Origin of the sequence: Nostoc sp. ChiQUE01b (assembly GCF_034531255.1) — a bacterium.
Lineage (GTDB): Bacteria > Cyanobacteriota > Cyanobacteriia > Cyanobacteriales > Nostocaceae > Nostoc.
This window is the reverse complement of the sequence record NZ_JAVRBM010000004.1, coordinates 181482-194619: the sequence shown is the minus strand read 5'-3', so window position 1 is coordinate 194619 and position 13138 is coordinate 181482. Positions and strand designations below refer to the sequence as shown.

The following is a 13138-nucleotide window of genomic DNA, read 5'->3' as shown; positions in this document are numbered from 1 at the left end:
TGTCAAAATGATAAATGAAAGTGATTAAAATTTTGACACCAAGTTTTAGGGATACGATAAATGGCAGGAATGACGCTTGAGCAGCTAAAAATATTTCTGGCTGTGGCAGAGAACTTACACTTTACTCGCGCAGCAGAGGAGCTTTATATTACACAACCTGCCGTCAGTGCAGCAATCCACAACCTAGAGCAAGAATACGGAGTGAAACTGTTCCATCGGATTGGTCGCCATATCGAGATTGCTGAAGCGGGTAAATTACTGCAAGTGGAAGCGCAAAAAATTCTCGATCAAGTTTCCTTGACAGAAAGGGGATTGCGAGAATTGAACAATCTGCAACGGGGTGAATTGAAATTAGGGTCGAGTCTGACAATTGGCAACTACTGGCTACCAAGTAAGATCAGTGAGTTTAAGAGCCAATATCCTGATATCCAGATTGACTGTACCCTTGCCAATGCAGAAACGATTTGTGTCGGCACAGCGATGGGACAGTTTGATTTAGGTTTGGTAGAAGGAGATGTGAAGCCAGCACTTCAGAATACTCTAGAATACGAAATAGTGGCGAGCGATCGCTTGCAAATTGTGGTTGGTCAAAAACACCCTTGGTTTGAGTGGGGAGAAATTGATTTAAGCCAACTAACTCAGACTCCTTGGGTGATGCGGGTGCGGGAATCTGGTACACAGCAAAGGTTTGAGGAAGCGTTGCAAAATTGGGGGATCAACCTCAGCGAACTGAATGTAATTTTAGTGTTTGCTAGTGGTGAGATGGCAAAAGCCGCGATTGAAAATGGCGTAGGCGCAACTGGAATTTCTGAGTTGATGGTAAAAAAAGAAATCCAGTTGGGGACTCTGCGGGCAATTCGAGTTATTGATAACCGAGAAGGCAACAGTGCGATGTCTACGACGGGCTACGCCTACGCAGAAATAGTTCGGCCTTTTTTCAAAATCAAGCATCGTCAGCGTTTTCAAACTGCTCTTTCCAAAGTCTTTGAACAAATGTTGATATCGTCTATGTTGGATGGTTCACATCAACATGTGTCAGTTATTTAAAGGAGATTGGGCATTGGGGATTGGGCATTGGGGATTGGGCATTGGGCACAAGAGGCAGAGGTGCACGGGGGCAGAAAGGAAAAACTTACTGCAACTGCTTCCCTGCTCCTCTGCTCCCTCATCTCCCCCAGTCCCCAGTCCCCAATCCCCTTCACACCTTCTGCATATTTCTACTAATGGGGTCAAAACCTCTAGAAAAGCGCGTACTTTCATCGTAGTAAGCGCCAGTCAGATTCGCTCCATACAACTTGGCATAGTTGAGTTTTGCTCCTCGGAGATTTGCTTCATTCAGATTGGCACCGCTCAAATTAGCTCTAGTCAAATTCGCTTTGGCTAAGTTAGTTCTACTCAAATCTGCTCCCCAGAGTTTAGCTTTAGCTAAGTTAACTCCACTCAAGTCAGATCCCCATAAATTAATTCCAGGTAAATCGGCTCCAATCAGCTTGTCCCGACTCAAGTTGACGGCTGGAAAATATCTTTCTCCTGCGGCAAAACGTCTTTTTAATTCTTCAGCATTCATGCGTCACGTTGACCTTCTTTAGCAATAGAGAAGTTATTTGTTCCCATTCCTGGCTTAATTCTCCTGAAAATTCTGGCTGACCACTGCGTTGATACCAGAAATGGGCATTGTTCAAATCGCCTTCTTTGCGGTGCAGGTAAGCATGAACCCAGGCACTATCAGCATCGCTGGCATCTGTAACTATTTCATGAGCTTTGTTCCAATCACCCTTGTTGTCATACCACATTGCTTGCAGCCCTTTTGATAGTGTCTGAGCGCATGAGCGCTGCTTTTCCATCAATCGCAGGAATTGCTCTGTATTCACGATCGCCACCTAACAAGTATCAAACTTCTATCTCTAAGATACTCCTCAGTTTTAGGGGAGCAGGGAGCAGGGAGCAGGGAGCAGGGAGCAGAGGAGCAGAGGAGCAAGGGAGACAAGGTGTGAGAATTTGCAACAAGTTTTTCCCCTTGTCCCCAATTCTCCTTGTCCCCTTGTCCTCTTCCCCATGCCCAATGCCCTTCATCTCTACTTAACTGGAATAACTTCAAACTGAAAAGTACCGATCAAACGGTTATCAATATAGACTTCTATTCTATGCTTACCAACTGGATCGCCAGGAGCGATCGTCCAAAAATTTTCAATTATACCTTCTGGAGCCGACTGTGTGCGCCGTGTTACAGATGTCTTACCGTCTGCTGATATTGAGAAATCTTCACCATTATCTGTTCCCCAAGTTTCTGGAGGTTTTGGTAAATGCAAGACTTCACGCCATTTCACTTCACCTTGGTAGTTTTTGAGTTTAATCCGCCACCCGTAAGTATTTCCCTCCTGAAGTGGCACTCTTGTTGTCTGGAAAATGGTAACGTTTCCTTTGGAGTCAACTCTCTTCAGACCAAACTCGGTGTTACTGACAGTAATCTGTTTTGCATTCGTTGGCGCCGGAGATGATATGGCATTTTCTACCAAAACAGAAGTAGCGTTGATTGGCTCAGAACCGATGACCCCAGATATTAGCCAAAAAGCAGCTAGCACAGCAGTAGTAGTCCAAATTCTCATTAGTATGGTTTTCCTGTCAGACTTTTGGTACTTATTCAAGTAATCTGCCATGTTTTCCGGGTCAAGGTTAGCGATGGTTAGACAAAGACGAAATTGCTTTGAGAAATTTAGCGGATTTAATCAACCCACTGACTTTGGTCAACAACCAATCTAAAATCAGTAAATCATAGTCTTTGCGAAAGGCAAACCATTGTGCCGTCGTTTCTCCATCTGCGTAGGCGTAGCCCCCCGTAGGCATCGCATTTACTGCATAGCCATTCTTCACCGTCTTATTCTACAAGACACTTCACGAGCGGGACAGTGTGGCATACAGCTGTGATTGGGTGCGGGATTATTTAAAGACTAATATAACACTGGTATAACACTGGAAAAGAGCGATCGCTCTGTTTGCAATTACAGCCTTTTTCATTGATTTGAACCATAATCCATTGTTGGGACGGTTGCAAAACAATACCTGTGAATAAAATTCTCAAGCTGCTCTTGCGGTCAGAATCTCTAAATCTTGAAGCAATTCCAACAACCAAAACTCTTTTAATACAATCCCTGACGAAATTTGCACCACAATCTAAATTTGATCAATGAGTTTATTTAGCTAAATCTTTGATTAACAATAATTAAAAAATATCAAAAATCCTATGCTTAAACTACTCAGATACATTAGTATTTTCCTCATTACCGCCTGTTTACTACTTGCTTGTAATACTTCAGTACCAACTGAAGTAAAACGCCCTCCATTGAAAGTGGTATTTGCATCTTTTGTGGGAGAGCTTCCAGGTATCATTGCTCAAGAAAAAGGATTCTTCAAAGCCCAAGGGGTAGATGTGGAACTAATTCATAAACAATACGCTCAATTGGAACAAGCAAACTTCAATGCAGGTAAGTATGATGGGATTACATCGTCCTTGGGAAATTTGATCATCTTGAGTGCCACAAATCCAGATATACAAAGCGCGATCGTTATAGATGAATCAATAGGAGCAGATGTGGTAGTCGCCCAATCAAAAATTAAAACTGTCGCTGATTTGAAAGGGAAAAAACTGGGTGCAAATCTAGGCGGTTTTAGCGAAGTTTTCGTGACTGAAATGTTGAAAACTGCTAACTTAACCAGTGATGATGTGAACTTGGTTCAATTGGAGGCTTTAGAAATTCCTCAACGCCTGAAAAATAATACGATTCAAGCCGGACACACTTGGCAGCCCTATCTCTCTGAAGCAATGAAATTAGGGGGAAATATCCTATTTACTAGCAAAAAAAACCCTGGCTTGATTTTAGATTTGATTATCTTTCGTGGTGAGACAATCCGCGATCGCCCCGAAGAAATTCGTGCTTTTGTGCAAGGATGGCTGCAAGCCTCAACCTACTGGAAAGCAAATGTTGAGGAAGGAAAAGCTATCATCAGCAAAGTGTTAAAAATTCCGATTAATACTCTCTCTCTAGAGGGAATAAACTTAACTGATTTAGGTGAAAATCAAAAATATTTTCAATATAGCAACCCTAACTCCATTTATAAAACTGCCAAGATATATGCAGAGTTTTTTATTCGCTCTGGAAACATTACGCGTATTCCTGAGCTAAAAAGTTTGTTCAATTCTTCCTTCTTGAACTCTCCCCCCTAGTTTGAAACTATGCAGCACTCCTTTTTGGGCGGCATCCGTACAAAGTTAATCGCTTGGTTTCTGGTTGTTGCTTTGATTCCATTACTGTTATTGGCATTTGTCAACAAACAGACAACCGAAAAAGCACTAACTGACAACGCCCGACAAGCCCTATCTGCGGCGGCTAACGAAACTGCTAACAGAATAGATGCCTTTATTGATGGAAATCTCAATGCGGTGCGCGTAGAGGCGATTTTACCAGGTTTGGCACGCTATCTCAGCTTAAATCCAAAACAGCGAGATGACAGCCCCGAAATGCAATTGGCGACAGAAACATTAATCCGTCTCAGTCGCAAAGATATGCTCAATGTTCTCTCTTATGCTTTGCTCGACTTAAACGGTAAAAATGTATTGGATACACGCACACTAAATATTGGCAAAGATGAATCAGTTCAAGATTATTTTAAAAAACCACTACAAACTGGTTTCTCCTTTGTTTCTAGTATGAAGCGATCGCCGACAATTCCCGATCTGATTACCCTCTTTTTTAGCAGTCCGGTTCGCAATGCCAAGGGAGATATATTAGGTATATTGCGTGTTTCATATAATGCGACTGTTGTTCAGCAGTTAGTAACTCGACAAAGTGAACGGGCTGGGGCAAAATCTTTTGCTATTCTTTTAGATGAAAATAATATTTATCTGGCACATAGCACTGCACCAAAACTGCTTTTTAAATCAATTGTACCTCTGCCTGACGATGTTGTAAATCAACTGCAACAGGAAGGTCGTTTGCCTAATTATTCTGTCAAACAATTGGCAACTAATGAGTTAAAACTTAAACAAGCATTGGATAATAAACAATCGTATTTAATTGCATCTTTGTCAGCAACAGGTAATCAGGTTAATCTGATTGCGATCGCTCGTTTGCAATATAAACCTTGGTCTGTATTGTTTGCACGACCCCTTGCTGTTGCCCTAGCACCTGTAGAAAAGCAAATTCGTGATGCAATTTTTCTATTTGCATTTATTGCAGGAGTAGTAACAATTATCGCTTTTGCCATTGGGCAACTGTTAACAAAGCCAATAATTTACCTTACCAATATAGTTTTCCAGTTTACCGCAGGTAACTTAGATATCCGCGCCAAAAATAAATCAAAAGATGAAATAGGTCAACTGGCAAAATCGTTTAATAATATGGCACTTCAGTTACAAACATCTTTTGAAACTTTGGAACAACGGGTACAGGAGAGAACAGCAGAGTTAGCCATTGCTAAAGAAAAAGCCGAAGTAGCAAATCAAGCTAAAAGTTTATTTATTGCTAATATGAGTCATGAGTTGCGATCGCCCCTCAATGCTGTTCTAGGTTTTTCTCAATTAATGTTACGCGCTAACAACTTACCTACTGAGCATTATGAAAATGCCGGGATCATTTATCATAGTGGTGATTATTTACTCACGCTCATTAATAATATTCTCGATTTATCAAAAATAGAAGCGGGTAAAACTACTCTTAATCCCAGAGACTTTGACCTGTATCGTTTGCTGGATGATTTAGAAGATATGCTATATTTACAGGGAAGTAATCAAGGCTTAAACTTAATATTTCAACGTAGTGAAAATGTCCCATGTTATATTTGCACAGATGAATTAAAACTCCGGCAAGTATTAATTAATTTGATTAGTAATGCCATTAAATTTACTCAAAAAGGAACAATTAGTTTAACAGTAAATAATACTAGTGAAGAAATCACAGATATTTTAACTCTTGGTTTTCAAGTCTGTGATACAGGAGTAGGGATTGCAGCTGCAGAATTACCCAAACTATTTAATGCTTTTTCTCAAGCACAAGCTGGAAAAGAATCCCAAGAAGGAACGGGTTTAGGTTTAGCAATTAGTCACAAGTTTATTCAATTAATGGGAGGAGATATTTCTGTTGAAAGTAAATTAGGAGTAGGAACAACTTTTAAATTTTATATTCAAGCAAAATTAGGTCAAAAAACTAATAGCAATACTTTAGAAGTACATCCCAAAGTATTAGAACTTGCACCAGGACAACCTATATATAAACTATTAATAGTAGATGATAAACCGATTAATCGTCAATTATTAATTAAACTTTTACAACCGTTAGGGTTTGAGATGAAAGAAGCTAGTAATGGCAAAGAGGCGATCGCTATTTGGAATGAATGGGAACCCCACCTGATTTGGATGGATATGCGAATGCCTGTGATGGACGGTTACGAAGCTACAAAATATATCAAGTCCACTACCAAGGGGAATGCTACAGCTATAATTGCTCTGACGGCGAGTGTTTTAGAAGAAGAAAAAGCGATCGTCCTTTCAGCCGGGTGTGATGACTTTCTCCGCAAACCTTTTGCAGAACAGACAATTTTTGATACACTAGCCAAACATCTTGGTGTCAAATATATATTTGCTGAAAATAATTATTCCAACTTGGAATCAACAGAAAAAAATCCTTTAACATCCAACAATCTCATTTGTATGTCTCAAGAATGGATTAATCAATTCTACGAAGCTGCTTTAGAAGCAAATACTAATCGGGTCATAAAATTAATTAGAGATATTCCTAAAACAGAAACTTTTTTAATTCAATCTTTAACAAAACTTGCTCGTCAATTTGAATTTGAGGAATTGGTTGATTTAGCCGAACCCCTGAGAAGCAATGAATCTTGATTCTGATAAGGAAAATAAAGGTAATATTCTCCTAGTAGACGATAGTCCCAAAAATTTACATTTATTAAGTGATTTTCTGGTTAAACTTGGCTATACTGTTCGCAGCGTCACAAGCGGACGAATGGCACTAAAAACAGTAAAAGTGAAGCAACCAGATATCATTCTTTTAGATATCAAGATGCCAGAAATGGATGGCTATCAAGTTTGTAGATCTCTGAAAGCAGATGAAGTTCTATGCACCATTCCCGTTATTTTTATTAGTGCTTTAGATGATGTTTTTGATAAAGTGATGGCCTTTGAGTCAGGGGGTATAGACTACATCACCAAACCCTTTCAGATGGAAGAAGTTGTAGCGCGTCTAGAAAATCAGTTAACCATTCAACGTCAGCAACGGCTTCTAGAACAAGAAAATATTAAGCGTAGGGAAACAGAAGAGATACTGTATCAGTCCAAGGCAATGCTAGCCAGCATTTTGAATAGTTCGCTTGATGGTATTGCCGCTATGCAAGCTGTCCGCAACCCTGCAACTGGGGACATCGAGGATTTCCGTTGCTTAGTTATCAATCCTGTTATTGCTAGAGCCTTCGGAAGTAAATGTGAAGAGATAATCGGCAAATTAGTACTCAAAAAACTTTTAGCCCATCTAGAACCAGAACTTTTTAATCACTTCGTTAATCTTGTCGAAACAGGGGAAGCTTTAAAACGAGATTTTTACCATCCATTAGGCAATTATTGCTGGTATCACTTTGTCGCAGTCAAACTAAATGATGGTTTTGCTATTACCATACGCGACATCACTGGACGAAAACAAATTGAATTGGCTCTCCAAGATGCAAATCAGAAACTAAAACAACTGGCAAATTTAGATAGCTTGACTCAGGTGGCTAACCGTCGTTGCTTTGATGCACGACTGCAAGCAGAATGGAAACGCCTTGCACGAGAACAACAACCTCTGTCACTGATTATGTTTGACGTTGATAAATTCAAACTTTACAACGATTACTATGGTCATCTTGCAGGCGATGATTGTCTAATGAGGATAGCCCAGACAGTGCAACAGACAATTCATCGTCCTGCCGATTTAGTAGCCCGTTATGGTGGAGAAGAATTTTTGGTACTCTTGCCCAATACTGACTTAGCGGGAGCGATTAAAGTAGCGCAAAGTATTCAGCAAGCAATTCATGCTCTGGCTATTCCCCATATACAGTCTGATGTCAAGAATATCATCACCGTTAGTTTAGGAATTACCTGTTGCATACCCACTTGGGACATTAGGCCAGATACACTCATTGCCTCAGCCGATAAAGCACTCTACTGTGCCAAACAAAATGGGCGCGATCGCTATTGTAATGATTAAAACATTTTTTATGGCAATACCTTCATTCCCGGCACTATTACATCAGTAACAATTACATCCGGCTTTTCTGGCAAAATTACACTAAGTTATAAGTACGTTGCAACGCTTGCTGAAGTAAAGATTGATATTCTTCATCCCCAACCCGATAAGCACCAAATCTTTCCAAATGGGGATTCATCATTTGGCCATCAAAAAACACAAATTGCCTTTGACGCAATCTTTCTACCAACTTTACCATCGCCACCTTTGAACCTTCGGGAATGCGGTAAAACATCGACTCGCCAATAAAAGCCCCACCAATCACAATCCCTAAAATTCCCCCGGCTAATTCGTCACCTTGCCAAGTTTCAAAACTATAAGCGTAACCCTTCTGGTAAAGCAGCCAGTAAATCTTTTTTAATTCCGGTGAAATCCAGGTTGTCTCTCTGTCAGCACAGCCAGCCACCACAGCCTGAAAGTCTCGATTAATCGCCACAGTAAACCGCTCTTGATTCAGAACCCGCTGTAAAGACTTGGGATAGCGAAACCTCTCATCCAAAGGAATCAAAGTCCGATCGCGACTTCCGTACCAACTCAAGCGATCGCTATCATCAGCCATGAGAAAATAGCCTTGTGCATAGCCCTCAATAATAGCCGCGATATCATATTGCATAAATAAATATAAAAAAACACTCTTAGAAACGCAATTTGATGCTAAAAAATCAACCTCAGCGTTCCTCTGCGTTTCCCCCCACGTCCCTCTGTGTTAAAAAAAATGACTCAACCAATTCCACCCATCACCCTACCACCCCCTGAAAACCCCCTGCTCGAAGGTGAATGGTTACGAGAAGGCTTACAACGGTGGCTAGATACAGAATTTATCCCCGAAGCAGTCAACCAAAATATTGCCCAACGAGCCGCACAGATTTTTGTGCGTCAACGGATGGAAGGAGAAAACGACCTTGGTTCTCTGGTAATTGCCATTGTCACAGAGATGCAGTCCTATGATTTTTCCAATAGCTTTTATGGAGAGTTTGCGATCGCCAACGCCGTCAGCGATCTACTCTTAGAAAGTCTGGGAATTGATAAGTGTTGTGGTCAATAATAGTTAGGAGTTAGGAGTTAAGAGTTAGAAGTTAGGTTTGTCTCAATTAGTAACTCATCACTCATAACTTTTTACTAAATAATAGTTAGGAGTTAGGTTTGTCTCAATTAATAACTCATCACTCATAACTCATCACTCATAACTTTTTACCAACTAGACTTAACAACTCCAGGTAAAAGACCTTCATGCGCCCATTCTCTCAGCACGTTCCGAGACAACCCAAAATCGCGGTAAACACCTCTAGAACGACCAGTCAACCAGCAACGATTGCGGTGGCGGGTGGGCGCACTATTCCGGGGTAGCTGTTGAATCTTCCGGTGGATTTCTAGCTTATCCAAAGGAGATGCTGCACTTCTGAACTCTTCCAAAAGAGTTTCCCGCTTGTCAGCATACTTTTCGATCAACTTGGTGCGCTTTTTCTCGCGCTCAATCAAGCTCTTTTTTGCCATATATTCTCTAACTTATTTTAAGACACCGTTTTCCATTCTACAGTCTCTCCATCAATTCTGGGGTTACTTGTGTCGCTTATCCTACAACTACTGGCTTATTTGCAGCCGGACATAAATCGGCAAGTTCACAAGCAACGCAGACGGGAGAGCGGGCTTTACAAATAGCACGACCGTGATAAATTAGCCGAATTGACCAATTTTCCCAATCCGGCTGAGGCAATAAACTCATTAAATCTTGCTCAATCCGAACGGGGTCTTTTGCTTCAGTTAAACCCAAACGTTCGCTAAGGCGCTTGACGTGAGTATCTACCGTCACCCCAACATTAATGCCATAACCATGAGCCAAGACTACATTTGCTGTCTTCCGCGCCACACCTGGAAGCTTTAATAATTGCTCCATTCGGTTGGGCACAACAGAGTCAAATTCGCTAACAATCATCCGACAGGCGGCTTGAATGTTCTTGGCTTTATTGCGATAAAACCCTGTTGAACGCACCAAGCTTTCTAATTCTACCAAATCAGCGATCGCTAAACTTTCAGCATCAGGAAACCGAGCAAATAAAGCTGGTGTCACCTTATTCACTCGCTCATCAGTACATTGAGCAGAGAGAATCGTTGCCACCAACAATTGTACTGGCGTTGAGTAGTTCAAAGAGCAAGTAGCATCTGGATAAAGACGCTTCAGCCGAGCTAAAATTTCTATCGCCCGTTGCTTTAAAAGTAAAAGTTTCTTTTCCCTATTCCCCACTCCCTACTCCCCACTCCCTATTTTCACTGAAATAATTTTTGTACCCATTCCAATTGGCTAGTTAATTGGGTGGTTTCTTTGACTATCAAAAAAATTCCTAACCCTAAGAGTAACACCAAACCGGTTTGCATTACACTTTCTTGAATCCGTGCGGGTACAGGCTTACCGCGTAAACCTTCAATTAGTAGAAAAGCCAGTTGTCCGCCATCCAAAGCTGGTAAAGGCAAAATATTGATAATAGCCAAGTTAATGCTGATAATTGCCGCAAAAGACAACAAGTTTGCGCTATTGTCCTCAGCTAATTTTGCACCTATTTTGACAATATTAACTGGCCCAGAGACTTGTCCAGCAGTTTGTTGAAAGTTGGTAATTAACTGCCCAAAACCGCTAAGTGTCCCTACAAATAATTGTTGAAATCTGTTAGCAGCAATGCCGAAAATTTCAAAAGGACTATTAGGACGACGATAAACTGCTGTAGCATTTGGACTGAGTGCCACACCAACTACACCTTTGCCATCGGCTCCTAGTTTTGGTGTTAATTTCAGGGTTTGTTGTTGATTTTCACGCAGAATTTTCAGTTCGATTTGCTGATTGGGATGAGTTTGAATTTCTTTAGTCAGCAAAGGAGTTGATTTATCAGAAGCCGGGAGTTCTTGACCGTTAACAGCCAGAATAATATCTCCTTCCCGAATTCCTGCTTGGTAGGCAACAGATTCTTGATTAACAGGCTGTACAAGGACACCAGCTTGATAGGTTAATTCCTTGGGAATGCCAACAATACCCAATTGCAAAGCCAACACCAAGTAAGCAAATATTAAATTGGCGATTACTCCGGCACTGATGACAATCGCCCGGTCTAAAACTGGACGGTTACGCAGCAGATTCGGGTCATTGGGTGGAATATCGCTATCGGGGTCATCATCAGGAAAGCCCACAAAGCCGCCCAAGGGAAAGGCGCGGACAGCATATTCGGTTTGTGAACCTTGGTACTTAAAAAGAACTGGGCCAAAACCCAAAGAAAAACGGTTAACGAGAATGCCTTGAGAACGTGCTGCAACAAAATGTCCCAACTCGTGTACCAAGATTAAAACAGCCAAGACTGCGATCGCTGCTAAAACTGACATAGAGTAAATTAGTGAAGATATTAAGCTATAGTTATCTCCATTCTAATTGGGCATTGGGTATTGGGGAGCCACTGCGGTCTTGGGGTCTCCCCAAGTGGAGCAAGTGGCGTCATTGGGCATGGGGCATTGGGCATTGGTAAAAGACAAATGACAAATGACTAATTACAATACTTCACGTCCAAAATAAGGTTGCAGCGCTTCTGGTATTCTCACCGTCCCATCAGATTGTTGATAATTCTCCAAAATTGCTGCCATCGTCCGTCCCACAGCCAAACCCGAACCATTCAGGGTATGTACGAACTGAGTTCCTTTCTTCCCCGCCTCTTTGAAACGAATATCAGCCCGTCGCGCTTGGAAATCTATAGTATTGGAACAGCTAGAAATTTCGCGGTATTTGCCAGAAGAAGGCAACCAAACCTCTAAATCATAAGTTTTGCTAGAGGCAAATCCCAAATCTCCAGTACTTAAATTTACTACTCGGTAAGGCAACTGCAACGCCTGTAAAATTGCTTCTGCATTCCCTACCAACTTCTCCAATTCATCAAAAGAGGTACTGGGTTCGACAAACTTCACCATTTCCACCTTGTTAAATTGATGCAGGCGAATTAATCCCCGCATATCGCGCCCATAGCTACCAGCTTCGCGGCGAAAACAGGGAGTAAAAGCGCAGTGGTAAATAGGCAAATCTTCAGCAGCGAGAATTTCACCCCGGTAGAGATTTGTAACTGGAACTTCAGCTGTAGGAATCAGCCATAAGTCATCATCAGCACATTTAAAGCTTTCTTCAGCAAACTTGGGCAATTGACCGGTCGCCGTCAATGACTCGGTATTAACTAACAGCGGCGGACTGACTTCCACATACCCAGCTTGAGTATGGAAAGTCAGCATAAATTGAATTAATGCCCTTTCCAATGCCGCACCAGCACCTATCAATGTCACAAAGCGACTTTGAGCAACTTTTACAGCTCGTTCAACATTGAGAATACCCAGCTTTTCGCCAATTTCCCAGTGAGGGAGAATATTCGGATTTTGGGGAATGTACTCATCACCCCAACGGCGCACTTCTACGTTATCTTCCTCATTCTTTCCAAAGGGTGTAGAGTCGCTTGGCAAGTTGGGAAGTGCCAACACAAGTTGAGTAATTTCAGCTTTGAGGTCTTTTTCTTGGGGTTCCAGTTGACTCAAAGTAGCTTTGACAGAGTTACCTTCATCCCGCAAAGCTTGAATTTCTGGGTCTTGAGGATTGATCCCAGATTTTATCTTCTGACCGACAATTTTACCAATTTCGTTGCTACGGGCTTGGAGTTGACTACGCGTCCCCTCAAGTTCCCGTTGTTGCCGATCTAACAGTAATATCGGCTCGATGTCGTATTTACCACTACGACTATTCAATCGTTCTTGAACTAATTGGGGATTTTCCCGTATTTGCTTGATATCCAGCACAGATTTTTCTCAGTTTTTAGCCTATTATCTACCTGCCA

At 41.5% G+C, this 13138-nt stretch carries 13 protein-coding genes and 1 pseudogene; 5 read left to right on the top strand and 9 right to left on the bottom strand.

Annotated elements, in window-relative coordinates:
• Window positions 1–60: 60 nt before the first annotated feature.
• Window positions 61–1047, top strand: coding sequence for a LysR substrate-binding domain-containing protein (locus RMY63_RS04810; protein ID WP_322727598.1), 987 nt, complete (start codon window positions 61–63; stop codon window positions 1045–1047).
• A 151-nt stretch (window positions 1048–1198) separates the two neighbouring features.
• Here the strand turns inward: RMY63_RS04810 and RMY63_RS04805 are convergent, their stop codons facing one another.
• The 4 genes and pseudogenes from RMY63_RS04805 to RMY63_RS04790 form a co-directional block, all read right to left on the bottom strand.
• Window positions 1199–1567, bottom strand: coding sequence for a pentapeptide repeat-containing protein (locus RMY63_RS04805; protein ID WP_322727597.1), 369 nt, complete (start codon window positions 1565–1567; stop codon window positions 1199–1201).
• The gene (locus RMY63_RS04800; protein WP_322727596.1) at window positions 1557–1871 is read right to left on the bottom strand and encodes a hypothetical protein; all 315 of its coding nucleotides are present in this window, start codon (window positions 1869–1871) and stop codon (window positions 1557–1559) included. Before RMY63_RS04800 ends, RMY63_RS04805 begins: the two co-directional genes overlap by 11 nt.
• 204 nt (window positions 1872–2075) lie before the next feature.
• Window positions 2076–2606, bottom strand: coding sequence for a hypothetical protein (locus RMY63_RS04795; RefSeq protein ID WP_322727595.1), 531 nt, complete (start codon window positions 2604–2606; stop codon window positions 2076–2078).
• Window positions 2607–2727: 121 nt separating this feature from the next.
• Window positions 2728–2826 (bottom strand): annotated as a pseudogene (locus RMY63_RS04790) (DNA-binding response regulator); the annotation flags it as partial.
• Window positions 2827–3241: 415 nt separating this feature from the next.
• Between RMY63_RS04790 and RMY63_RS04785 the strand changes: the two are divergent.
• From RMY63_RS04785 to RMY63_RS04775, 3 genes are read left to right on the top strand one after another with little or no spacing between them, the layout of a single operon-like run.
• Window positions 3242–4222: an ABC transporter substrate-binding protein gene (locus RMY63_RS04785; RefSeq protein ID WP_322727594.1), complete on the top strand. Its 981-nt coding sequence runs from the start codon at window positions 3242–3244 to the stop codon at window positions 4220–4222.
• A 9-nt stretch (window positions 4223–4231) separates the two neighbouring features.
• Window positions 4232–6895: a hybrid sensor histidine kinase/response regulator gene (locus tag RMY63_RS04780; protein ID WP_322727593.1), complete on the top strand. Its 2664-nt coding sequence runs from the start codon at window positions 4232–4234 to the stop codon at window positions 6893–6895.
• The gene (locus RMY63_RS04775) at window positions 6885–8252 is read left to right on the top strand and encodes a diguanylate cyclase domain-containing protein (RefSeq protein ID WP_322727592.1); all 1368 of its coding nucleotides are present in this window, start codon (window positions 6885–6887) and stop codon (window positions 8250–8252) included. The genes RMY63_RS04780 and RMY63_RS04775 overlap by 11 nt, the downstream gene beginning before the upstream one ends.
• A gap of 76 nt (window positions 8253–8328) precedes the next feature.
• On the opposite strand, the gene aat is transcribed toward RMY63_RS04775, so the two are convergent.
• On the bottom strand, window positions 8329–8904 hold the full coding sequence (gene aat, locus RMY63_RS04770) for a leucyl/phenylalanyl-tRNA--protein transferase (RefSeq protein WP_322727591.1): 576 nt from the start codon (window positions 8902–8904) through the stop codon (window positions 8329–8331).
• 102 nt (window positions 8905–9006) lie between these two features.
• Here aat and RMY63_RS04765 point away from each other — a divergent pair, with 102 nt between their 5' ends.
• The gene (locus RMY63_RS04765) at window positions 9007–9336 is read left to right on the top strand and encodes a hypothetical protein (protein ID WP_196518776.1); all 330 of its coding nucleotides are present in this window, start codon (window positions 9007–9009) and stop codon (window positions 9334–9336) included.
• Between the two features lie 146 nt (window positions 9337–9482).
• On the opposite strand, the gene rpsN is transcribed toward RMY63_RS04765, so the two are convergent.
• The 4 genes from rpsN to serS all read right to left on the bottom strand — a co-directional run bounded on the left by rpsN (window position 9483) and on the right by serS (window position 13100).
• Window positions 9483–9785, bottom strand: coding sequence for a 30S ribosomal protein S14 (rpsN, locus tag RMY63_RS04760; protein ID WP_322727590.1), 303 nt, complete (start codon window positions 9783–9785; stop codon window positions 9483–9485).
• A gap of 76 nt (window positions 9786–9861) precedes the next feature.
• On the bottom strand, window positions 9862–10533 hold the full coding sequence (nth, locus tag RMY63_RS04755; RefSeq protein ID WP_322727589.1) for an endonuclease III: 672 nt from the start codon (window positions 10531–10533) through the stop codon (window positions 9862–9864).
• Between the two features lie 23 nt (window positions 10534–10556).
• Entirely contained in the window at window positions 10557–11657 is a 1101-nt protein-coding gene (rseP, locus tag RMY63_RS04750; RefSeq protein WP_322727588.1) for an RIP metalloprotease RseP, read from the bottom strand.
• Window positions 11658–11819: 162 nt separating this feature from the next.
• On the bottom strand, window positions 11820–13100 hold the full coding sequence (gene serS / locus RMY63_RS04745; protein WP_322727587.1) for a serine--tRNA ligase: 1281 nt from the start codon (window positions 13098–13100) through the stop codon (window positions 11820–11822).
• Window positions 13101–13138: the final 38 nt, after the last annotated feature.

Bases quoted from the DNA above. Each gene is read 5' to 3' on its own strand.
- aat (WP_322727591.1), bottom strand. From the start codon at position 8,904: ATGCAATATGATATCGCGGCTATTATTGAGGGCTATGCACAAGGCTAT.
- rpsN (WP_322727590.1), bottom strand. From the start codon at position 9,785: ATGGCAAAAAAGAGCTTGATTGAGCGCGAGAAAAAGCGCACCAAGTTG.
- rseP (WP_322727588.1), bottom strand. From the start codon at position 11,657: ATGTCAGTTTTAGCAGCGATCGCAGTCTTGGCTGTTTTAATCTTGGTA.
- RMY63_RS04775 (WP_322727592.1), top strand. From the start codon at position 6,885: ATGAATCTTGATTCTGATAAGGAAAATAAAGGTAATATTCTCCTAGTA.
- RMY63_RS04795 (WP_322727595.1), bottom strand. From the start codon at position 2,606: ATGAGAATTTGGACTACTACTGCTGTGCTAGCTGCTTTTTGGCTAATA.
- RMY63_RS04810 (WP_322727598.1), top strand. From the start codon at position 61: ATGGCAGGAATGACGCTTGAGCAGCTAAAAATATTTCTGGCTGTGGCA.
- RMY63_RS04805 (WP_322727597.1), bottom strand. From the start codon at position 1,567: ATGAATGCTGAAGAATTAAAAAGACGTTTTGCCGCAGGAGAAAGATAT.
- RMY63_RS04785 (WP_322727594.1), top strand. From the start codon at position 3,242: ATGCTTAAACTACTCAGATACATTAGTATTTTCCTCATTACCGCCTGT.
- RMY63_RS04780 (WP_322727593.1), top strand. From the start codon at position 4,232: ATGCAGCACTCCTTTTTGGGCGGCATCCGTACAAAGTTAATCGCTTGG.
- RMY63_RS04765 (WP_196518776.1), top strand. From the start codon at position 9,007: ATGACTCAACCAATTCCACCCATCACCCTACCACCCCCTGAAAACCCC.